The following is a 20,644-nucleotide window of genomic DNA, read 5'->3' as shown; positions in this document are numbered from 1 at the left end:
CGGGCCGTTCGAAAGGTCCGGACCATCGCGCGGCCGAGGCGCTCACATGCGCCCCAGCCGGTCCTCGTCGTCGATCACGGCCAGCGCGCTGCCCTCATCCGTCCACCGCCAGAGCACGATGTTGAGGTTGGCCCCGGTCGCGCCCTTGGCGTAGCTGCGCACCAGCAGGCCTGCGAACCCGTCGGAGACCAGCGCGCGCGCGAACTCCTGCGTCGGCACCGGCCTGCCGTCGAGCATCGCCGCCCGCCAGCCCGGATCCGCCAGCGCCCCGGCCGACATGCCCCGTGCCTCGAGCGCGCCCGCGTCGCGGCTGTCGAAGACCGGCCCGAGGTCGGCGCGGTAGGAGACCAGCACCGTGGGTTGCAGGCTGCCCGCCTGGCTCGACTCGCGCAGCGCCGTCGCCGGGTCCAGCGCGGTATAGAGCGCGGGCGTGCCCCTGGCGTTGAACCGGCCGCCGTAAAGCTCGGCGCCGCGGCCCGACAGGGGCTCGCGCGCATAGACCGGGTTCAGGGCGCGATAGAGCGGCCCCGCGTAGCGCCCGTCTGTCAGGGGCATCAGGCGAAGATGCCGGCGTCAACCGCGTCGATGTATTCGAGCACCTGCTGCGCCTTGCCCTCCTGCACCAGCTGCATCGCGGTGCGCCCGTCGAAACCGGGCAGCGGCTCGGACCGGTACCACGCATAGGCCATGAGCTCGGAGCCGAAGCGCGGCTCGACCTTGTTGAGCACCTCGACCAGCTCGCGCAGGCGGCGCTGGGTCTTGTCGGAACTGATGCGGGTGCGGCGCTGCAGGGCGTCCTTGCCGAGCCCCACGGTCATCGCGACCTCCTCCGCCGAGGTGCGGAGCGCGGCGGCGATCTTGCGGGGCTCGAACTGCCCGCCTTCAGCGAAGTTTGCGATGTGCATGCCCTGGCTCCTATCGGTGATTGCCACGCAATATAGCGTCACCATCACCGATTTTCAAGTGCCGAGGCCGTGCCGGGGCGCGGGCTCAGTCCTTGCGGACCTGCAGCAGCACGGCGTTGGCGGTGCCGGGCTCGGACGTGCGGGAGCGGCGGCGCAGGTACATCCACAAGAGCGCCATGACCCCGATGGAGAAATAGCCGTCCACCGCGTAGTGGTAGCCGCTCCAGATCGACAGCAGCAGGATCAACCCGCAGAACAGCGCCGCCGGGAAGGCCAGAAGCGGCGAACGTTCGCCGCAGTAAAGCGCCACCACCGTTGCCACCGACACGTGCACCGAGGCAAAGGCCGAGATCCCGGCGCCGAAGCTGCGCTGCCCGGCCGAGTACATCTCCCACAGGTAATCCTGCAGCGCGCCCATGGTGGTGTCGCCGACGCCGGCGAAGCTCAGCATCGAGGTCAGCGAGGCGAAGCGGTCGCTGCCGTAGATGCGGTCATAGAACACCGGACCCACCGACATGCCGCCAAGCGCCAGCACGTTGCCGATGACGATCCAGCTGGCGCAATACAGAACGAGATAGCGCCGCACCCGCGCGTGGTCGTCGTCGCAGGCCACCAGCACCACCGGGAACAGGAAGGCCACGACCAGCCACGGCCCGTGGTAGAGCGGCGCGAGGCGCAGCATGGTCTCGGAGCCGAAGGCGCGGTTGATCACCGCCCAGGCGTCGACATGGCCGTGCAGCCAGGCGTCGAAGCGCGCAAGGTAGGGGTCTGCGTAATAGGGCACGATCTGGGGCATCGTGGTCTTGAACAGCGTGAAGCCGAGGTGCAGCGCGAAGATCGCCGCATAGACCATGAGCACGTTGCCGACCGCCCTGCCCGTGCCGACGCCGCGCCGGGCCTCGGCCCGCATCGCCCAGAGCGACACCAGCACTGCGATCACCGCCACGTACCAGAGCGAGACGTCCGGATCGGAGGTCATGGTGGACAGCATGTCGCGGACCACCCCGTCGCGCAGCAACACCGCGATCACGAAGGAGGCCAGCGCATAGGCGATGCCGAAAACGAAGAAGGAAAATGCGGGGATCACGGGTTCTGCTGCCCTGGGTTGCGTAAGGAAACGTGGTGTCGCCCTACGAGGCAACCCATCCGGAACGTGACATCTAGGCTATCGGCCACTTTCGGGAAGGCAAGCGGCAAGAAATGTCGCGAGGGTCTCCCTGCCAAGTTGCGGGCTCCGCTCGGCAAATTCCCGCCGGGGCAAGGGCCGTGGTGCCTGTTCGGGCCCGAGGTGTCGCTTGCCCGCCTTGCGGGCAGGTGTCGTCGGAATGCCACGCTGCCCATGTCGGCCAAAACATGCAATTGCATGTTATGCATGCCGCGACTACGGTCCGGCCTCAGCCAGGCAGCGCCCCAGCGACAGGAGACATTCCGGACATCAGGGGACAGAGCCATGGCGCATCACAACATGCGACGGCTCCTGCTTGCAGGAACCGCGGCGGCAGCACTCGGCGCGGGGCAAGCGGGTGCACAGGAACTCGAGGGATATTACGAACTCGATCCGATCTATTTCGAGGCCAGGGACCCGGTGTCTGGCGCCGCCGACCGGGCGACCTCGATGTATGTCTCGGGGCTCGAGCTCGAGCGGGCGCGGACCGGCGACCTGAAGGACGTGTTTGCGGGCATCGCCTCGGTCTCGGTCGGCGGCGGCATTCCGATCGCGCAGAAGATCTTCGTCAACGGCGTCGACATGCTCAACCTCGGCGTCACCGTCGACGGCACGCCGCAGAACAACCGCGCCTTCCACCACGTCACCGCCAATGCCATAGACCCCGGTCTGCTCGAGCAGGTGCGGGTCGATGCCACCGTCTCGCCCGCCGATGCCGGGCCCTATGCGCTGGCGGGCTCGGTGGTCTTCGAGACCGTGGATCCGGACAGCATTCTCGAGGACGGGCGCAAATTCGGCGGCAACGTCCGCCTCAGCTACGGCGACAACGGCGAGACCTTCCAGCGGGCGCTGACCCTTGCCGGGCGCAGCGGCGGCCTGTCGGTGCTGGGCTATGCCAAGCGTGCCAGCGGTGAAGATTACGATTCCGGCGCCGGCGACACCATCGGCGGCACCGCGGCGGATCTCGACAGCCTGCTCGGGAAGGTGGTCTACGAGGCGCCCTCGGGGCACCGGTTCGAGCTTTCGGCCCAGCAGCTGCGCGACGACGCGCTGCGCCAGTGGCGGGCCAATTTCGGCGGGCCGGTGAACCCGGGCGAGACCCTTCGACGCTACGAGACCACCCGCAGCAGCTATTCCCTGCGCTACGAGAACACCATGGCGACCGGGCTCTGGGATCCCTCCGTGCGCATCGGCTACTCAGAAAGCGACGTGATCATCAATGAGCCCTGGGACAGCAACGGCCTGTCCTGGACCAAGTCCGCGACGCTGCAGAACACCTTCAACCTCTCGATGGGCACGGTGGACGCGGGCGTCGACTGGCAGGAGAGCTTCGGTGAATACGACAGCCCGGACAACGCCGAGTACCAGACCGAGACCAGCCGCACGAACGGCATCTTCGCGCAGGCCCGGCTGACGCCCACCGACCGGCTCGGCCTCTCGTTCGGCGCGCGCTACGACTGGCAGACCTTCGAGGGGGTCACCGGCAAGGAGGTCTCGCACGAGGGGGCCTCGGCCAACCTCTCGGCCAGCTACAAGCTGACCGACAGCCTCACCCTGCGCGGCGGCGTGTCGTCGGTGTTCGGCGGCGTCGACATCGAGGACAACTACACCTTCTCCCTGTTCCTGCCGCCCTTTGATTACGGCACGCTCGAGGCCAGCCGGGCGCGCAACGCCACGCTGGGCTTCGACTGGGAGCGTGGCGCGCTCAAGATCGGCGGCGAGCTCTTCGTGAGCCGGATCGAGGACGCGCGCGGCGGCAGCGACAACTTCGACTTCGAGAGCCGCGGCTTCAACCTTGGCGCCACCTACGGCTGGGACAGCGGTTTCGCGCGCTTCACCCTGTCGAAGAGCGACGCCTTCGTCGATGGCGACCGGACCCAGAGCTACGACGCGCTCGACTTCGGCGCCCCGCTCGGCACCGTCATGGCTTTCGAACTGGACCAGACGACCGGCATCGACGGGCTGCGCGTCGGCGGCGGGCTGGACGCGGCGCTGGATTACGAGATGCCCTCGGGGCTCGACGATCTCGACGGCTACGCGGTGGTGAACCTCTTCGCGGAATACGTGCCGCCGCGGTTCGACAACATGACGGTCCGGGCCGAGATCACCAACCTCTTCGACAAGGAATACGCCGACCGCGGCACGTATGGCGGCGAATACGGCGACGTCACCACGCTCAAGGAGCCGGGACGCACCGTCTCGCTGGTGGCCGTGGCGAGGTTCTGACCACGCCCTGCGCCCCCCCCGCTAAGGGTAGAGGCGAATGAGCGTGCGCGCCAGCGCGTAGGCCTCGTCGGTGCTGAGCCGGTCCTGCAGGTGGGTGCGGATCGCGTCCTCGTAGATCTTCCAGACCTGCGTCTCGAGCCCCTTGCCGGCCTCGGTCAGCGCGAGGGTCTGGCCCCGCCCGGGGCCGGGACGCGGTGTGCGGCGGATCCAGCCGGTTTCCTCGAGCCGCCGCGCCTGCCGAGAAAGCGCGTATTGCGGCATGTAGAGCTTGGCCTCGAGATCCGCCATCGCCATGCCCTCGGGGCCCGCCGCCTCGAGTTCGAGCAGGATCTCGTACCAGACCGGGTCCTCGAGCCCCGCCTCGCGCAGCGCCCGGGCGATCCGCGGCCCGAGCGACCGCTGGATCCGCATCAGGTTGAACCACACGCGGTTGTAGCCGATCTCGGGGTAGGCATCGCCCGCGAAGGGATCGGCAGGGGCGGCGGTGTCGTGCTGGCTCAAGGGGGTATCTCCGGCGGCCGGTGGGCTGACCACAGGGAGATAGCCGCCCGGGCGCCGAAGGTCGAGCACCCGGGGGCGCACGCCTTCGTGCCCGCGCTTCTGCGCTGTGCTCAGCGCACCGGCGTCAGCGACGGCAGGCGGCGGCCCGCCATCGCCGCCACAACCTCGGTCACCCGGTCGGGCGCGATCAGGTCCTGGTGACGGCAGTCGAGCTCGAGCCGCTCGACGCCGCCCGCGAAAGCCTGCCAGAGCCCCGCATGGCGGCCGCTGCCCTCCTGATCGCGGGTCGCTGTGACGTGCAGGAGCGGCGCCGCGACGCGGGGCTCCTGGTGGCCGCGCACCAGCGCGTTGGTGGCCTGCACGCTGCGGATCACGCCCGTCTGCACCGCCTCGGGCAGCAGCGCCAGCGCGTTGCCCTTGCGGCGCAGGAAGCCCATCACCTCGGCGCGGGTCGCGAGGTTCGCATGGGCCTCGGGGTCGAAGCCCGCGATGGCCAGCAGCGCGCGCAGGGCGGCGCCGTCGTCGGGCTCGGGTTCGTTGCGCCAGCAGTCCGAGGGGTAGGCATCGAGCAGCACCAGCCGCGCGACCTCGCGACCGCGCCGCTCGGCCTCGGCGGCCATGGCGTGGGCGATGATGCCACCCAGCGACCAGCCCAGCAACGTGAGCGGTCCCTGCGGCTGCAGCGCCTCGACGCGGTCCATGTAGCGCTGCGCCAGCGCGCCGAGGCTCGCGGGCGATGGCGTGTCGGGGTCGAGCAGCGGCGATTGCAGCCCCACCACCGGCACCCCCGGCAGCGCCAGCGCGAGGCTGCGGTAGCACCACGCAAGCCCGCCCGCCGGGTGCACCGCGAAGAGCGGCGCGCCCTCGCCCTGCGACAGCTGCAGCACCGGCCCGAGCCCGAGGTCGGGCGCCCCGGCGCCGGGGCGGCTGGCGTCGAGCCGCCGCGCAAGGTCGGCCAGCACCGGGGTTTCGAGCACGGCGCCGAGGCCGGGATCGGCGCCCAGCTCGTCCTCGAGGCGCAGGCAGAGCCGCACCGCGCCAAGGGAGTCGCCGCCCGCGAGAAAGAAATCCGTCCCCGTGGTGGCGGGCGCCGGCAGGCCGAGGATCTCGGCGTAGAGCACCGCGAGCAGCCGCTCGGTCGGACTGTCGGGCGCGGCGCCGCCGGGATGGTCGGTCTCGGGCGCGGGCAGCGCCTTGCGGTCGAGCTTGCCGCTCGGGGTCAGCGGCAGCGCGTCGAGCGGCACCACCTGCGACGGCACCATCGCCTGCGGCAGCCGCGCGGCCAGCGCGGCGCGGATCGAGGCCGCGGTCTCGCCCGGGCGGGGCACCACGTAGGCCAGCAGCCGGGCGCCGCCGTCGGGGCCCTCGGTCACGATCACCGCGGCTTGCCGGACGAGACCGCTGTCGTCGAGCGCCCGGTCGATCTCGGCGGGCTCGATGCGGACGCCGCGGATCTTCACCTGGTGATCGACGCGGCCGACGAAGGTGAGCACGCCGTCCCCGTCGCTCACCGCAAGATCGCCGGTGTCATAAAGCCGTCCCCCGGGGTCGCAGGGATCGGGGAGGAAGCGCTCGGCGGTCAGTTCGGGCCGGCCTAAGTAGCCGCGTGCGATCTGCCGCCCGCCGAGGAAGACCCGCCCCGGCACGCCGTCCGGAACCGGCCGCCCCTGCGCATCGTGCAGATGGGTGCGGGTGTTCCAGACCGGCCGCCCGATCGGCACGAAAGCCCCGGGCTGGCCGGGCAGCGCCTCGTGCGCGGTGACGTCCACCGCCGCCTCGGTCGGGCCGTAGAGGTTGAAGAGCCGCCCCCTGATGCGGTGGTGGAAACGGTCGACCAGCCGCTGCGGCAGCGCCTCGCCGCTGGCGAAGACCCGGGCGATGGCGAGCCCTTCGGAGGCCGTCGCCTGAAGGAAGAGCTCGAGCATCGAGGGCACGAAATGCATGGCGGTGATGCCCTGTGCCCGCACCAGCGCCGCCAGCGCCACCGGGTCGCGCTGCGCGCCGGGGGGCGCCACCACCAGCGTGGCGCCGGAGAGGAAGGGCAGGAAGAACTCCCAGACCGAGACGTCGAAGGTTGCGGGGGTCTTCTGCAGGATGCGGTCGCCGGGGCCGAAGCCGTAGGTCTCGCGCATCCAGAGCAGACGGTTGACGATGGCGTCGTGCTCGATGACCACGCCCTTGGGCCGCCCCGTGGAGCCCGAGGTGAAGAGCACGTAGGCGGCATCTTCGGGGGCGGGCGGATGCGGTGTGGTCGTGGGGATAGAGCTATCGAGAAGATGGCGCGTCGCTTCGGGGGGCGGACTGTCTGACTGGGGGCGCGTGGTGGCGACGGACGTTCTCTCGGATGGGGCGCGCACGAGCGCGACAGGAGGGTTGTCGGACGGGGCGCGTCTGGTTTCGAGCCGAGTGCGGTCGGGAGCCCCGTGCGTCGCTTCGGGCGGCGTCGCGCCCTGCGGGTGAGGTGTGGTCGCGAGGGGACACCTTTCGGGCAAGTCGGTCGTGGCGTCGTCGGGAGGGACGTCATGCCGGCCGGGCGTCACCTCGGGCGCGAGCGGGTGGAGCACGGGCACGGATCCGGCATCGAAGCCGTCCTCGCCAAGGAGGACGGCGGGAGAGACGCGGGCGATCATGTCGGCGCGGCGGGCGCTCTGGTCCTCGGGGTCGAGCGGCACGTAGGCGGCACCGGCGCGGAGCACGCCCAAAAGCGCCACGATCAGCGCCACCGAGCGCGGTAGCGCCACGCCGACGACCGCGCCCGGCCCGATGCCGCGCGACGCCAGCCGCCGCGCGAGCGCGGCGCTCAGGGTATCGAGCTCGGCGTAGCTGAGCCGGGTGTCTCCGAAGACCAGCGCCGGGGCGTCCGGGGTGGCGCGCATCTGGGCCTCGATCAGCGCCGTGAGCGTGGTGCGCGGCACCGGGTGGGTCGTGGCATTGCGGGCAAGCGTCGTGGCCTCGGTCTCGGCGGGCGTCAGGGTCGGCACCGCGGCCAGCGTCCGGGCGGTGACGGCCTGCGCCAGGAACTGCGCGAGCCGGGCGCCATGAGCTGCGGTTTCGGCGGCGGTATAGCGTGCGTCGTTGCCGTCGACCTGCACCAGCAGGCCTGCCCCGGGGTCGCCGCGGAAGCAGAAGGTGATGTCATCGACCGACCCCGCGCCGAGGATCTGCAACCGCGTATCGCAGCCGAAAAGCGACGGGCAGGCGTCGAAGGGCAGGATGTTGACGAGCGGCCCCCAGAGCCTGCGCCCTGCCCCGATCCGGCCAAGCTCGCGCTGCAGCGCCTCGCCCCGATAGCGGCTGTTGCGGCGCATGGCTGCGAGCCGCGCGGCGGCCCCGCGCAGCCAGTCGGCGAGCGGCGCGGTCTCGTCGATCACGAGGTGCAACGGCAGGACGTTGACCTGCGTCGAGGGGGTCCGGGCCACCCGGCCCATGCGGTTCTGCAGCGGGATGCCAAGCACCACGTCCGACGCGGCGCCGCTTGCCACGGATGCAAGGTGCCGCGCCACGTAGGCGCCGGTGAGGGCGGTGAGCACGTCGGTCCAGTGGGCGCCCGCGGCCTCGGCCAGTTGCGCGATTGCGGCGCCCGTGCCCTCGGGCAGCGGCGCCTCGGCGCGGTGGAACCAGCGTCCACAGCCATCCGCGGCGCGCACGGCGGGGCTTTCGACCGGCGGAAGATCCGCAAGCCGGTCGTGCCAGAAGTCGCGCTGGCGGGACCGGGCGGGGGCGGCGGCGAAACGCGCGTCCTCGTCCAGCGCCCGGGCAAAGGGTGTGGGCCCTTCGCCCGCGTCGGTGCCGATGAGCTCGGCCTCGTAGAGCGCAGCCAGCCGCCGGGTGATCAGCACCATAGCCTGCCCGTCGGCGGCGATGTGGTGGATGCGCTCGCTGAGCACGTGGTGCCTGGGCCCGAGCCGCCAGAGCGTGAAGCCCGCGACCGGCCCTTGGAGCAGGTCGACCGGGACCCGTGCCTCGGCCAGCAGGGCCGCCTGGATTTCATCGGGCCCGACATCTGCGCGCAGCACCAGCCGCGGTGCGCCGCGGGGCTCGAGCCGCTGCTGCGGGCCGTGATCGCCCACGCGGAAACGCAGGGAGAGGCTCTCTGCCTCCTGCCCCAGCCGGTCGACCGCGCGCGTCATGGCGCCGGCGTCGAGCGGGCCATGGATGTGCAGCGCCTGCCCGGTCATGAAGACCGGGCTGCCCGGGTCGCGGGCCTGCGCGTACCAGATCCCCGCCTGCGCCTCGGTCAGCGGCTGCCAGCTCATTGCGCGGCCCGGGCGATGGCCCAGAACTCGTCCAGCGTCTCGCATTCGTAGAGCCTTTCCGAAGGCAGCGTCGGCTGCAGCTCTTCCCAGCCCATCAGCAGCCGCATCAGCGCGATGGAATCGAGCCCGAGATCGCCGAGATGTTCGTCGGTCGCCACCTCGTCGGGGCCGATGTCGAGGGCGGCGGCGATGTCGGCGCGCATCCGGTCGAGGCTCAGGGTCATGGGGTTTTCTCCTCTTCGGCCAGCACATCGGCGCGCAGGATCTCGCGCAGCTGGCGGCGGCTGATCTTGCCGACGGCGGTGGTAGCGAAACCGTCGACGATGCGGATCTCGTCGGGAACCTTGAAGGCGGCGACCTCGCGGCCACGCATGTAGCGGCGAAGCTCGGCGGGCGTGGGCGCCGGTTCGCGGGGCTGGATGAAGGCGCAGGCGCGCTCGCCCAGCCGCGCGTCGGGGATCGAGACCACCACCGCGTCGAACACCTGCGGGTGGCCGAGCAGCAGGTCCTCGACCTCTTCCGCCGAGATCTTCTCGCCATTGCGGTTGATCTGGTCGTTGGCGCGGCCCATCACCACGAGATGCCCCGAGGGCAGGCGCTGCACGATGTCGCCGGTGCGGTAGAAGCCGTCCTCGGTGAAGCTGCGGGCATTGGCCGAGGCGTCGTCGTGGTAGCCGCGGATGGTGTAGGGCCCGCGGGTCAGCAGGTTGCCCGGGGTGCCCTCGGGCACGGGCGCGCCGGCATCATCGAGGATCAGCACCTCGTCGTCGGGGCTGATCGGGCGGCCTTGCGTGCCGGTGACGATCTCGTCGGGGTCGTCGTTGCGGGTGTAGTTCACCAGCCCCTCGGCCATGCCGAAGACCTGTTGCAGCCGGCAGCCGAGCAGCGGCGCGACGCGCCGGGCGCTTTCGGGAAGGAACTTGGCGCCGCCCACCTGCAGCAGCGTCAGGCTCGGCAGCGCGGGCGGTGTCTTTTCGGCGGCGTCAAGCCAGAGCAGCGCCAGCGGCGGCACGAGGCCGGTGATCGTCACGCCCTCGCGGCGGATCAGCTCGAAGGCCACCTGCGGCAGCGGCGCCGGGCAGAGCACGACGCGGGCCCCGGCATAGAGCGCGCCAAAATGGCCGGGCGAGGACATGGTGAAATTGTGCGCCACCGGCAGGGTCGCCATGTAGACGCTCTCGGCGTCGATGCCACAGATCTCGTTGCTGCCCCGGAGCGAGTAAATGTAGTCGTCATGGGTGCGCGGGATCAGCTTCGGCAGGCCGGTGGAGCCGCCGGAGATCTGGCAGAAGGCCACCGATTGCGGGTCGGGATCGGCGGGAAGCGTCGCGGCATCGCCCGCGATGCTGTCCATCGCAAGCGTGCCCTCGGGCGCGGTGCCCGCGACGATGATATGGGCTAGCCCGGGCAGTTCGCCGCGCAGGCCCAGCACCATGGCGGCGTGGTCGAAGCGCTCGATGCGGTCCTGCACGAGGATCGCCCGCGCCGCCGCCTTGCCCGCGAGATGCAGAAGCTCGGTGCGGCGATGGGCGGGAAGCGCGTAGACCGGGATCAGCCCGGCGGCAAAGGCGCCGAACACCGCCTCGAAGAAGGCGGGCACGTTGCCCATCTGGATCAGCACCCGGTCGCCGGGCCGCAGCCCCAGCGCCAGCAGCCCGGCGCCAAGGCTGCGGGCGCGGTCGTTCAGCGCCGCGTAGCTGAGCCGCGCGTCGCCCGCCACAAGCGCGACGCGGTCGGGATGGGCGGCGGCGCGGTCGCGGAGCATGGCGGGGAAGGTCTCGCCCCGCCAGTAGCCGCGCGCGCGGTAGCGGGCGGCAAGATCGGCGGGCCAGGTCTGGATCGGGTCGGTCATGGGGCTCTCGGGATCAGGAGCGCGGGGCCACGCAGGGCGCGACCCCGCGGCGCGTTACTGAGCGGTGATGCGGGTCAGACGATTGGCGGTGTCATCGCCCTCGCCGCCGGACTTGTTCACCACCCAGACGTTGCCGTCGGCGTCGCGGGTGAGGTGGTTGGGCGTCGAGCCGATCTCGAGGTTGGCAAGGATCTCGCCCTCGGGCGAGATCACCGCAACCGCATCCGCCACGCGCAGGGCGACGAAGACGTTGCCGCTTTCGGGCTCGACCACGGCGTTGAGCGGGCCCGCACCTGCGTTCACCTGGCCCAGCTGTTCGCCGCTGACCGCGTCGAGGATGGTCACGGCGTCATTGCCCTGCGCCACGGTGTAGACGCGCGACCCGTCGGGGCTGGCGGCGAGGCCGATGGTGCTGGATGAATTCTCGACCGGGAAGCCGCCGGACTGGCTGCCGGTGGCGAGGTCGATCACCGCGACCTCCTCGCTGCGCAGGGAGGAGACGAAGAGCTTGCCCGCCTCGGGCGCCAGCGACAGGCTCGCTGCCGTGAAGTCCTCGCCGCGGCGGGCCGAGGTCAGTTCGATGGGCGCCAGTTCCTCGAGCGTTTCGGTGTCGAAGACGTGCACGCGCGGCTCGAATGTGGCGGTGACATAGGCCTTGCCGCCAAAGGCCACCACGTCGCGCGAGTGCGCCACGGTGCCCGGCTCGAACTGCTTGATGAGGCTCAGGTCCTCGGTCGAATAGACCGCGACGGTGTCCTGCCGGGTGTTGGTGACCCAGACCTGCCCGGCCTCGGCATCGACGCCGATGCCGTAGACCGCGAAGACGCCGCCGTCGCTGCCGTCGGCGCGGGCGGGCGCCGCGGGGGGCGAGACCCGGGCCACGATCTCGAGCGTCTCGGGGTCGAGCTTGGCAAGCTCGGAGTCCCTGACCGGCGGGCGGCCGACGGCGCCGGTGACGAAGATCGCGTCCCCGGTCACCGCGACCTGATAGGGGTTGCGCACGATCTCGGCGGATTGGGTGGCGTAGCGCTCGGTGTTGAGCGGGCCCAGCACCTTCGAGACCTTGAGATCGAAGATCGTGGCGAAGGGCGCGTCGCCGCCAAGCTCGGCCACCACCGGGTAGACGCCGGGGGCCGCGCCCTCGGGGATGGCGACAGTGGCATTGAGCGTGCCCTTGTCATCGGCGGTGAAGGGCGAGCCCGGCAGCGCGCCGCCGCCCTGGCGCAGCGCCACGCTCTGGCCCGGCTGGAAGCCGCGCGCCGAGATCTGCGCCTCACCCCCCGCGACGATGGGGCCGCGCTCCGGCCCCGAGGCGCCGATGCGCCCGTCGAACGCCCCGAGCCCGGCAAAGGGCTCGGCGCCGGCGAGGCCCGCGGGCGCGATCAGCAGCGCCGAGAGCGCGACGCAGCGCAGCAGGCGGCCGGTACGGTTGGTCTTGGTCATGTCATAGCCTTTCGATTGCCGGACCTCCGTCCGGTCAGGTCAGGGATACCCATCGGCTGCAGCAAGGCTGTGGCTGGTGTCGCGGGAACCTCCCCCGCGCGAGGCCGGGTGCCGCCTCGTGTCTCGTCGGTCTCGGTGCCGGGCGCCCTGCGGGTCATCGCGGGCGCTCGGTCAGCCGGGCAGCGTTTGCGAGCACCTGACGCAGCGAGGCGCGGAAGGTCTCGCCGTGGCTGAGCCCGGGAAAGACCGTCGTCTCGCCCGGGATGCCCGCGGCCCGGAGCGCGGCGTCGAGGTCCTCGAAGGCCCGCGCGGGGGCGGCCGCGCGCTCGCGCACGAGCTTCCGGGCGTCGGGCGTGTCGGGGGTGCTGGCGCGTTCGCGCTCCATCCCGCCCTTGTGCAGGTCGAGCGGGCGCGGCGGCCAGTCTCCGGCCCTGGCCCGCGCCTTCGCCCGGTCGAAGTAGGCCGCACCATCCCACCAGAGCGACGGGCTCGCCGAGACGTATCGGGCGAAGGGCGACGCGGGCGTGCTCGCCGACCAGAGCACGAAGAGCCCGGCGTAGCTGTGTCCCCAGATCAGGCTGCGGTCCGGGTCGAGCGGCGCCATCCCGACCACCCGTGGCAGGATCTCGTCGCTGAGGAGGGTGAGGTAGTCAGGGGCCCCGCCACCGGGACGGCCGCGCGGGTCGATGACCTCGGTGCCGTCCGGGCCGGGCGGGGTGTAGTCGCGGGTGCGTTCGGGCCCGGCGAAACGCGCGTCGCCAGTGTAGCCCAGCGTCACGATCACCGGCAGCGTGTCGGGATCGAGCGCGCCCAGCACCTCGTCGGTCAGCAGCTCCGCCGCCGCCTGGCCGTCGAGCAGGTAGAGCGCCGGGAACCCTGCCTCGGGCGCGGGGCGGCGCGGGATCAGCACGCCGATGCGGTAGTCCGCACCCTGCCCCGGCGCGGACAGCGTGAAGCTCTCGACCCTGACCACCTGAGAGCCGGTGTCGAGGATCGTCGGCCCCAGCGGCACCGGCGCGGGTTGCGCGGCAGCGGCGATCGGCAGCGTCATGGCGATGAGCAGGACCAGCCACCTCATTCCAGCGCCCCCGCCTCGGCCTCGAGTGCTGCGAGCAGCGGTGCGCGGTTGCGCCAGTCCTCGTACCAGCTGTCCACGGAGGCGCCGAACCACGCGCGGTCGGCCGGGATCACCGGCACGCCGGTCTCTTCGAGCCTCGCGAGGTTGATGGCGTCGATCTCGCCGTAGAGGTCGACCATCGCGGCCACCTGCCGGGCAAAGACCTCGGCCACCACGGCGCGGTCGGCGGCGTCGATGCCCTGCCATTTCCGCGAGGAGGCGACGGCGGCCATCGGGAAGATCATGTGGCGCGAGTCGATGATCGTGCCCGCGTGCTTCCAGTAGCCGGAATTCCACGTGCCCTCGTGGTCGATCTGCATGGCGTCGACCTGCCCATTGGCGAAGGCATCGTAGAGCGCCGGAAGCGGCATCGGCGTGGGCGCGGCGCCGAGCCCGGTCCAGAAGTCCATCTCGGGCGCCAGCGGCACGGTGCGCACCCGCAGGCCCGTGAGCTCCGCCGCCTCGGTGACCTCGCCCGAGGTCACGATCTGGCGCATCCCGGCCATGCCCCACGCCAGGCCCTGCAGGCCGAAGAGGTCCATGCCGCCCAGCAGCTCCCGCGCCACCTCGCCGCGCAGCAGGGCAGCGGCGGCCTGCGTGTCGGCAGCGATGAAGGGCGCGTAGAAGACGCCGTAATTGGCGTCGCGGTTGGCGAATTCCGCCGCTGTCAGCATGGCGAAGTCGATGGCCCCGGTCTGCAGCTGCTGCAGCATCCGCGCCTCGTTGCCGAGCTGGCCCGAGGGCATCACGAGGATCTCGACCCGGCCCTCGGTGGCCTCGGCGATCTCGGCGGCGATGCTGACGGCGGTTTGGGTCCACTGGTGCGGCGGCGGGGTAATGAGCCCGAGCCGGTACTGCTCGGCGGCGGCGGGCAGCGCCGCGAGCAGCGCGAGGGAGAGGCTCAGGGCGGCGGGGCGAAGGGACATGAAGGGCTCCGTCAGGTCGTTTCGGGTCATTGCAGGAAGCGGAGGGGGCCAAGCGCCAGCCCCGGCCAGAGCACCAGAAGGGCAAGCACCAGCAGCACGCCGGCGAGGTAGGGCAGCACCAGCCGCGCCAGCCGCCCCGCACCGACGCCGGTCTGCAGCGCGGCGGTAAAGAGGCCAACGCCTACGGGTGGCGTCAGCAGGCCCACGGTGAGGTTGATGCAGGCGAAGAGGCCGAAGTGGATCGGGTCGATGCCGTAGATGTCGGTGGCCACCGGCAGCAGAACCGGCACCACGAGGATCAGCGCGGGCAGCGGGTCGGTGACCATGCCGAGGCCCAGAAGCAGCAGGTTCAGCAGCAGCAGGAATACCAGCGGATCCTCCGAGATCGCGGCGATGCGCGCGGCGGCCATGGCGGGAAGGTTCTCCCACGCGGCGACCCAGGCGTAGAGGCTGGCGGCGGAGATCAGGAACAGGATGCCCGCGCTGCTGCGGGCGGTGGCGATCAGTGCCGGGCCGATCTGCGCCAGCGTGAGCTCGCGATAGACCAGCCGGCCGACGACGATGACGGCGGCGATGGCCACGACGCCCGCCTCGGCGGGGGTGGCGAGGCCGGTGAGGATGGCGGCGATCATCGCGGCGGGGATGGCGAGCGCGGGCAGCGCCTCGGCCAGGACCCTGCGCGCGGGCCCGGTCGCGGGTGCGGCGGCGGGGAAGCGCCCTCCCCGGCCCTGCCAGACCGTGACGCCGGACAGCACCGCAAGGATCGCCAGCCCCGGGCCGATACCGGCGAGGAAGAGGTCGCCGATGGGCACCTCCGCGATGACCCCGAAGACGATGAGCAGCATCGAGGGCGGCAGCACCGGCGCCAGCAGGCCCCCGGCGGCGGTGAGCGCCGCGGCGGCGTCGCGGGGGTAGCCCGCGCGCTCCATCTCGGGCACGGCGAGCCGCGACATCAGGGTGATCTGCGCCACCGTCGAGCCCAGCACCGCGGCCATCAGCGCGTTGGCCAGAAGCGTCGCCTGCGCCAGCCCGCCCGGGACCCGCCCCGCACAGAGCCCGGCCAGCGCAAACAGCCGCCTCCCGGCGCCGCTGGCGCTCATCAGCTCGCCCAGCAGGATGAAGATCGGCAGGGCGAGGAGGCCGTAGTTCTCCATCCCCTGGTAGAGCTGCTGCGGCAGGCTCAAGAGCAGCACGCCGTTTCCGCCGAGCACGATCTGCAGCACCGCGCCCGCGATCATCGCGAAGGCCACGGGCAGACCGGCGGCGAGCAGCAGGAGGAAGGCCAGAAAGCTCAGCATCGCGGCGCCTCTGCCGGCGAGACGAGCCGCACCGTGACGTGCAGCATGGCGCCAAGAGTGGCGGGCACCATAGGCAGCCAGAACCACGCCTTGGCAAGGCCCAGCGTCATGGTTGGCTCGGTATAGGTGAAATTGCCGCTATCGCGCGCCAGTGCCGCGCCCGAGCCCGTGCGCCAGAGCCCCACCGGGTCGAGCCAGACCCAAAGACAGGCGGCAAATCCCGCAAGGAGCGCCAGCAGAACCGCCCCGGTCAACCGCCGCGTCGCGGGCGGCAGGCGCCGGGCCAGCAGGTCCACTGCGACGTGGTCGCCGCTGGCGAGATTGGCGGAGGCGCCGAAGAAGGCGGCACAGACCATGAGCAGGACGGCAAGCTCGTCGGCGCCCACGAGCGGCCGCCCGGCGCTGCGCATCACCGCGCCCGCGGCCATGCACAGAAGCATCGCCGCCAGAAGCGCCGCGGCGATCCGCAGCTCGGCCGCGGCAAGCCGCGCGTCGAGGCGGCGCAGGGTGGGAAACCGGGAGCTCGTCCGTGTCACGTGGGGTCTGGTCCTTGAGGTGCGTTTGCCCCGCCGCCGGGGACAGTGGGGCGGCGGGGCGTCTTCCGAAGACCTCTCCGATCGGGGAGGATCAGAAGGTCTTGGTCAGGCCGAAGTAATAGGCCCGGCCGGGCTCGTTGTAGGTTTCGGCACCGTCCCCCGAGCGCTGGATCGACTTGTCGAAGACGTTGGTGACACCGGCCTTCAGGTTGAACCCGTTGTTGAACTGGTAGGTCATCCCGACGTTCACCAGCGTGTAGGGATCGCGGCTGTCGGTGTCGTCGTTCGCGTAGCCGGAGTGGGCGCTGTAGTCCGAAGCCTCGGTCTTGCCGTAGTGGGTCAGCGAGGGCACGATCGCGAACTGGTCGTTGACGTTCCAGGTCAGCGCGGCGTTGATCGTGTATTCCGGCACGAGCGACAGCGGCACCTCGATCGACTCGCTACCGAAGGTCTCGCCGGTGCTGGTGTTGGTGCCGCCCTTGATCTTCAGCTGCTGCACCGACTCGATCATGTAGGTCCCGTTCACCGCCAGCGAGAACTGGTCGTTGAAGGTCTTGGCGAAGCTGCCCTCGAGACCCTGCACCCGCGCCTCGGGCACGTTCTGCCACTGGTAGAGACGCGCCGGGCTGCCGTTGACCAGCGTGGTGCCGACCTGGTCGGTGCCGGACTGGATCTTGTCGCGGTAGTCGTTGTGGAAATAGGTCAGCGTGGCGACGATGCCGTTGTCGAGCCCGTTGTAGCTGACGCCGATCTCCTTGTTGATCGAGGTCTCGGGGTCGAGATCGTCATTGCCGAGCACGTAGCACGGACCGTTGCGGTAATAGGGATAGGGACAGCCGTTGCCGCGCGTCGTGTAGACGTAGGTGTCCGAGAGCTGGTAGAGCGTCGGCGCCTTGAAGGCCTTGGCCACGCCGCCCTTGACGGTCCATTCCGAGTTGATGTCGTAGGTCGCGTTGATGCCGCCCGAGAAGTTGCTCCCGAAGGTGTCCGCGTGGTCGAAGCGGACCGAGGGCGTGAGCGTCAGGCGGTCGGTCCACTCGATGTTCTCTTCGTAGTAGATGCCGAAGGTAAGCTGCTCGGTGGTGTCGTCCGCATCCGAGGAGTCGCGGCTGCCGTCGTCGGTGGTGATCGACGAGAACGAGCCGTAGTCCGACAGGTCGAGCGTCTCGTAGCGCAGTTCCGCCCCCAGCGTCATCGCCGCCGGACGGCCGAAGAAGCTGCGGTCGATATAGGCTTCGGACTTGGCGGCGATGGCCTGCAGGATCGCGGTGTCCCAGTCCGAGGTCGAGTTGATCGAGCCTTCGCCGCCGCCTGCGGGGCCCTCGGAGAGGCGGCTGTTGTCGGTGTACTCGTACTGAAGGTAGCTCCGCGTCGAGCCCCAGCCGTAAGTGCCGGTGTGGGTGATCGCGGCGACGCTGCGCTCCATCACGTTGGTCTCTTCGCCGTCGTCGGCAAGCTGGCCCACGATGGAGTCGGGATCGTCGGTCAGGCGCCCGCCAAGCTGGGTGTCGCCGGCAAAGAGGTTGCCCTGCCGCGACCAGCCGAGCTCGAAGTCGAACTTGTTGCGGTCGCTCGGTTCCCAGCTCAGCAGCAGGGTGGCGTCCTTGTTGACCACGCCCTCGTTGCCCGCGTCGCGCGAGCAGCTCTCGACGCCGTCATCGTCGGTCTCGCAGGTCTCGACATCGGAGTTGAGATCCGGGTCGTCGGCCTCGGTGCGGTTGTAGCTGCCGCTGAGGCGCAGGGCGAAATCCTCGTTCAGGCGCTTGGCCCAGAGCACGTTGTAGCGCTGGGTGAAGCCCTCGAGGTCGCTTTCCGGCGCGTCGAAGAACATTCCGAGCTGCAACAGGTCGCTGTCGGGGGCCTTGGTGATGATGTTCACCACCCCGCCCGCAGCGCCCGAGCCGTAGCGTGCCGCCGCCGGGCCGCGGATAACCTCGATACGCTCGACCATCTCGGCGGGCACCCAGTTGGTGTCGCCGCGGGTGTCACGCTCGCCCGAGCGGCCCATCTTGACCGAGGTACGCGACAGGACAGGGCGGCCGTCGATCAGGATCAGCACGTTCTCTGGGCCCATGCCGCGGATGTCGACCTGACGCTGGTTGCCGCGCTGGCCCGAGGGCGAGGTGCCGCTGAGATTCACGCCGGGCATCTTGCGGATGATCTCGGCCACATCGTTGACGACGGGCTGCTTCTCGAGATCCTCGGCGCTGATCGTCGAGGCGCCGAGCGCCTGCTTGATCTGCTCTTCGGCGGTCAGCACGATGGTGCCGAGATCGAAGGTCTCGGTGGGTTCAATGGACAGGGTCTGCGACAAGGCTGGAATCGCAGAGGTGATTGAAAGCAGGAATATGGCCGACCCGGAGGCCAACCGTGCGCGCGCGGTCGCCATGCACAGTCCTCTCGTCATTATTGGTTGCGGAGTTTTTGAGCTGGCGTCGGCTTGCCTGTGGTCGGGAAAACCATGATTCCCGATATTGGTCAAATCGTAATAACGATGATGTGACAAATATGATGCTGCGGAATAATTGAATTAAAATCGTTTATTAACATTCAGATAGCCGATTAATATCGCAAGATGAATTTCCGCCGCAAATGATCCTCATTTGCACGGTTCGGGTGGATTTTCGGGACATCCCATTACACTTTTTCGGAACAAACATTCCCTGCCATTTGCCGCGTCACGGCAAATGGTTGGCGAATTCGAGAAATCGCTCTTTACGGGGTCCCGGAGAGTGTCCGGATGAATGTCACGATGGTCCCGCGCGAATATCCCTCGGTTGCGCCAGACAAGGGCACATAACGGAAGGACGGCGCGCGCAACCGTGTCGGCGGTCTCCTGCGGCGGTCGATCTTTGGGGGGGAGACACCGGCCCGGGCGAATGCATGCGGCGTGGGTCGATGCGGCTGACGGATGCGACGGGCCTTACGCCCCGTCACCCCGTCTTCGCTGCGCCGCAAAATGAGGCGAAATCACCGGGGTATCAAGCGAATTCTTTTTGTTTTGAGAGCCGCAATTCTTAAGGTTCGGTTCAGCTTCGCGTGCGAAGTTGTCCGGCTATCGAAACGCCCCTCAGGTGCGCTCCATGCGGGCTGCCCGGGCGGTTCCTTCCCGCCCGGGCAGCGCCAGATTGCAGGCCTGTCACACGCCCAGCAGGCGCGGCAGCGTCAGGGTCAGCGCCGGGACATAGGTCACGATCAGCAGCACGATGAACAGGATCCCCAGCAACGGCAGCGTCGCCTTCAGCACCCGGCCGAAGTTGAGGTTGCCCACCTGCGCCAGCATCTGCAGCACGAGGCAGACCGGCGGCGTCATCAGCCCGAGCGTCAGGTTGAAGATCACCACCACGCCAAGCTGCACCGGGTCGATGCCGTAGCGCTGCGCGATCGGGTAGAAGATCGGCACCGTCACCAGCAGCGCCGAGGCGGGCTCGAGCACCATGCCGATCAGCAGCAGGAAGATGTTGAGCAGCAGCAGGAAGACCCACTTGTTCTCGGTCAGCGAGGTCAGGAAATCCGCCGCCTGCTGCGGGATCTGCTCGCGCGCCATAATGTAGGAGAAGAGCGCGCCGACGCTGGCGATCAGCATCACCCGCCCGGTGGTGGCCGCAGTGCCCGCCAGCGTGTCGTAGAGCCCGCGCAGGGTGATCCAGCGGCAGGCGAAGGACAGCACCAGCAGGTACATGGCGGTGACCGCTGCGGCCTCGGTGGGCGTGAAGATGCCGCCGAGGATGCCGCCCAGCAGCACCACCGGCGCGAGGAAGATCGGCAGCGCGCCGATCAGCGTGCGGACGGCCTCGGAGCGTGGGATGGCCTCGGCGGTAAGCTCGGTGCGGTTGCGGGCGTAGAGGTAGATATAGAGCGTCAGCGCCACGAAGATCATCAGCGCCGGGATCACCCCCGCGAGGAAGGTCGCGGCCACCGAGGTGCTGGTCAGCACCGCGTAGAGCACGGCGGCGATCGACGGCGGCATGATCGGGCCCATGGTCGAAGACGCGGCGGTGATGGCGGCGGCGAAATGCGGGTCGTAGCCGTTGCGCCGCATGGTCGGCAGCAGCACCGAGCCGAGCGCCGCGGAATCCGACAGCGCCGAGCCGCTCATCCACGAGAATACCAGCGAGGCGTTGACGTTCACGTAGGCCAGCGAGCCCCGCACCCGCCCGGTCACCACAAGCAGCGCGTTGATCAGCTTGTCGGCAAGGCCCGCCGAGTTGGCGAGGAAGCCTACGAAGATGAAGAGCGGCACCGCCAGCAGCGGGAAGCTGTCGAGCAGCGCCGTCACCCGCTGCACCGCCACGCCCATCGAAATGCGCGGCGCCATGGCGATGTAGCCCAGCGACGGCAGCAGCATGGCGAAGGCGACGGGCACCCGCAGGATCAGGAGGACGGCCATGCCGCCCAGCATCATCATCAGTTCCATGG

15 protein-coding genes are annotated in these 20,644 nt (G+C 70.1%); 1 reads left to right on the top strand and 14 read right to left on the bottom strand.

Going from position 1 to position 20,644, the window contains the following annotated elements; translation table 11 throughout:
* Nucleotides 1–42 precede the first annotated feature (42 nt).
* From BLQ77_RS13915 to BLQ77_RS13905, 3 genes are all read right to left on the bottom strand, one after another.
* Nucleotides 43–555 carry an RES family NAD+ phosphorylase gene (locus BLQ77_RS13915; RefSeq protein WP_089960139.1) on the bottom strand — a complete coding sequence of 171 codons (513 nt, stop codon included), beginning with the start codon at nt 553–555 and terminating at the stop codon, nt 43–45.
* A complete protein-coding gene (locus tag BLQ77_RS13910) occupies nt 555–905 on the bottom strand; it encodes an MbcA/ParS/Xre antitoxin family protein (protein ID WP_008887721.1) in 351 nt (116 codons plus the stop codon). The genes BLQ77_RS13915 and BLQ77_RS13910 overlap by 1 nt, the downstream gene beginning before the upstream one ends.
* An 85-nt stretch (nt 906–990) precedes the next feature.
* Nucleotides 991–1,992 (bottom strand): phosphatase PAP2 family protein, encoded by a 1,002-nt coding sequence (locus BLQ77_RS13905; RefSeq protein ID WP_089960136.1) that lies wholly within the window; start codon nt 1,990–1,992, stop codon nt 991–993.
* A 363-nt stretch (nt 1,993–2,355) separates the two neighbouring features.
* Between BLQ77_RS13905 and BLQ77_RS13900 the strand changes: the two genes are divergently transcribed.
* Nucleotides 2,356–4,296: a TonB-dependent receptor plug domain-containing protein gene (locus tag BLQ77_RS13900; RefSeq protein WP_089960133.1), complete on the top strand. Its 1,941-nt coding sequence runs from the start codon at nt 2,356–2,358 to the stop codon at nt 4,294–4,296.
* A gap of 21 nt (nt 4,297–4,317) precedes the next feature.
* On the opposite strand, the gene BLQ77_RS13895 is transcribed toward BLQ77_RS13900, so the two are convergent.
* The 11 genes from BLQ77_RS13895 to BLQ77_RS13845 all read right to left on the bottom strand — a co-directional run bounded on the left by BLQ77_RS13895 (nt 4,318) and on the right by BLQ77_RS13845 (nt 20,642).
* Nucleotides 4,318–4,797: a MarR family winged helix-turn-helix transcriptional regulator gene (locus BLQ77_RS13895; protein ID WP_089960128.1), complete on the bottom strand. Its 480-nt coding sequence runs from the start codon at nt 4,795–4,797 to the stop codon at nt 4,318–4,320.
* Nucleotides 4,798–4,907: 110 nt separating this feature from the next.
* Nucleotides 4,908–9,053, bottom strand: coding sequence for a non-ribosomal peptide synthetase (locus tag BLQ77_RS13890; RefSeq protein ID WP_165617102.1), 4,146 nt, complete (start codon nt 9,051–9,053; stop codon nt 4,908–4,910).
* A complete protein-coding gene (locus BLQ77_RS13885; RefSeq protein WP_008887634.1) occupies nt 9,050–9,277 on the bottom strand; it encodes an acyl carrier protein in 228 nt (75 codons plus the stop codon). The genes BLQ77_RS13890 and BLQ77_RS13885 overlap by 4 nt, the downstream gene beginning before the upstream one ends.
* Nucleotides 9,274–10,905 carry a (2,3-dihydroxybenzoyl)adenylate synthase gene (locus tag BLQ77_RS13880; RefSeq protein ID WP_089960122.1) on the bottom strand — a complete coding sequence of 544 codons (1,632 nt, stop codon included), beginning with the start codon at nt 10,903–10,905 and terminating at the stop codon, nt 9,274–9,276. Before BLQ77_RS13880 ends, BLQ77_RS13885 begins: the two co-directional genes overlap by 4 nt.
* Before the next feature lie 54 nt (nt 10,906–10,959).
* Entirely contained in the window at nt 10,960–12,348 is a 1,389-nt protein-coding gene (locus BLQ77_RS13875) for a YncE family protein (protein WP_089960119.1), read from the bottom strand.
* 154 nt (nt 12,349–12,502) lie between these two features.
* Entirely contained in the window at nt 12,503–13,426 is a 924-nt protein-coding gene (locus tag BLQ77_RS13870) for an alpha/beta hydrolase (protein ID WP_089960117.1), read from the bottom strand.
* Complete coding sequence (locus tag BLQ77_RS13865) at nt 13,423–14,391, bottom strand: TRAP transporter substrate-binding protein (protein WP_089960114.1); 969 nt, start codon at nt 14,389–14,391, stop codon at nt 13,423–13,425. Before BLQ77_RS13865 ends, BLQ77_RS13870 begins: the two co-directional genes overlap by 4 nt.
* Before the next feature lie 26 nt (nt 14,392–14,417).
* On the bottom strand, nt 14,418–15,689 hold the full coding sequence (locus tag BLQ77_RS13860) for a TRAP transporter large permease (protein WP_089960111.1): 1,272 nt from the start codon (nt 15,687–15,689) through the stop codon (nt 14,418–14,420).
* Nucleotides 15,683–16,225, bottom strand: coding sequence for a TRAP transporter small permease (locus BLQ77_RS13855; RefSeq protein WP_089960109.1), 543 nt, complete (start codon nt 16,223–16,225; stop codon nt 15,683–15,685). Before BLQ77_RS13855 ends, BLQ77_RS13860 begins: the two co-directional genes overlap by 7 nt.
* 91 nt (nt 16,226–16,316) lie before the next feature.
* Nucleotides 16,317–18,539: a FepA family TonB-dependent siderophore receptor gene (locus BLQ77_RS13850; protein WP_242661725.1), complete on the bottom strand. Its 2,223-nt coding sequence runs from the start codon at nt 18,537–18,539 to the stop codon at nt 16,317–16,319.
* Nucleotides 18,540–19,364: 825 nt separating this feature from the next.
* On the bottom strand, nt 19,365–20,642 hold the full coding sequence (locus BLQ77_RS13845; protein ID WP_008887663.1) for a TRAP transporter large permease: 1,278 nt from the start codon (nt 20,640–20,642) through the stop codon (nt 19,365–19,367).
* Between the last annotated feature and the right edge of the window lie 2 nt (nt 20,643–20,644).

Source organism: Salipiger thiooxidans (assembly GCF_900102075.1).
Lineage (GTDB): Bacteria > Pseudomonadota > Alphaproteobacteria > Rhodobacterales > Rhodobacteraceae > Salipiger > Salipiger thiooxidans.
Note: the sequence above shows the minus strand (reverse complement) of the source record. Positions and strands in the feature narration are given on the sequence as shown.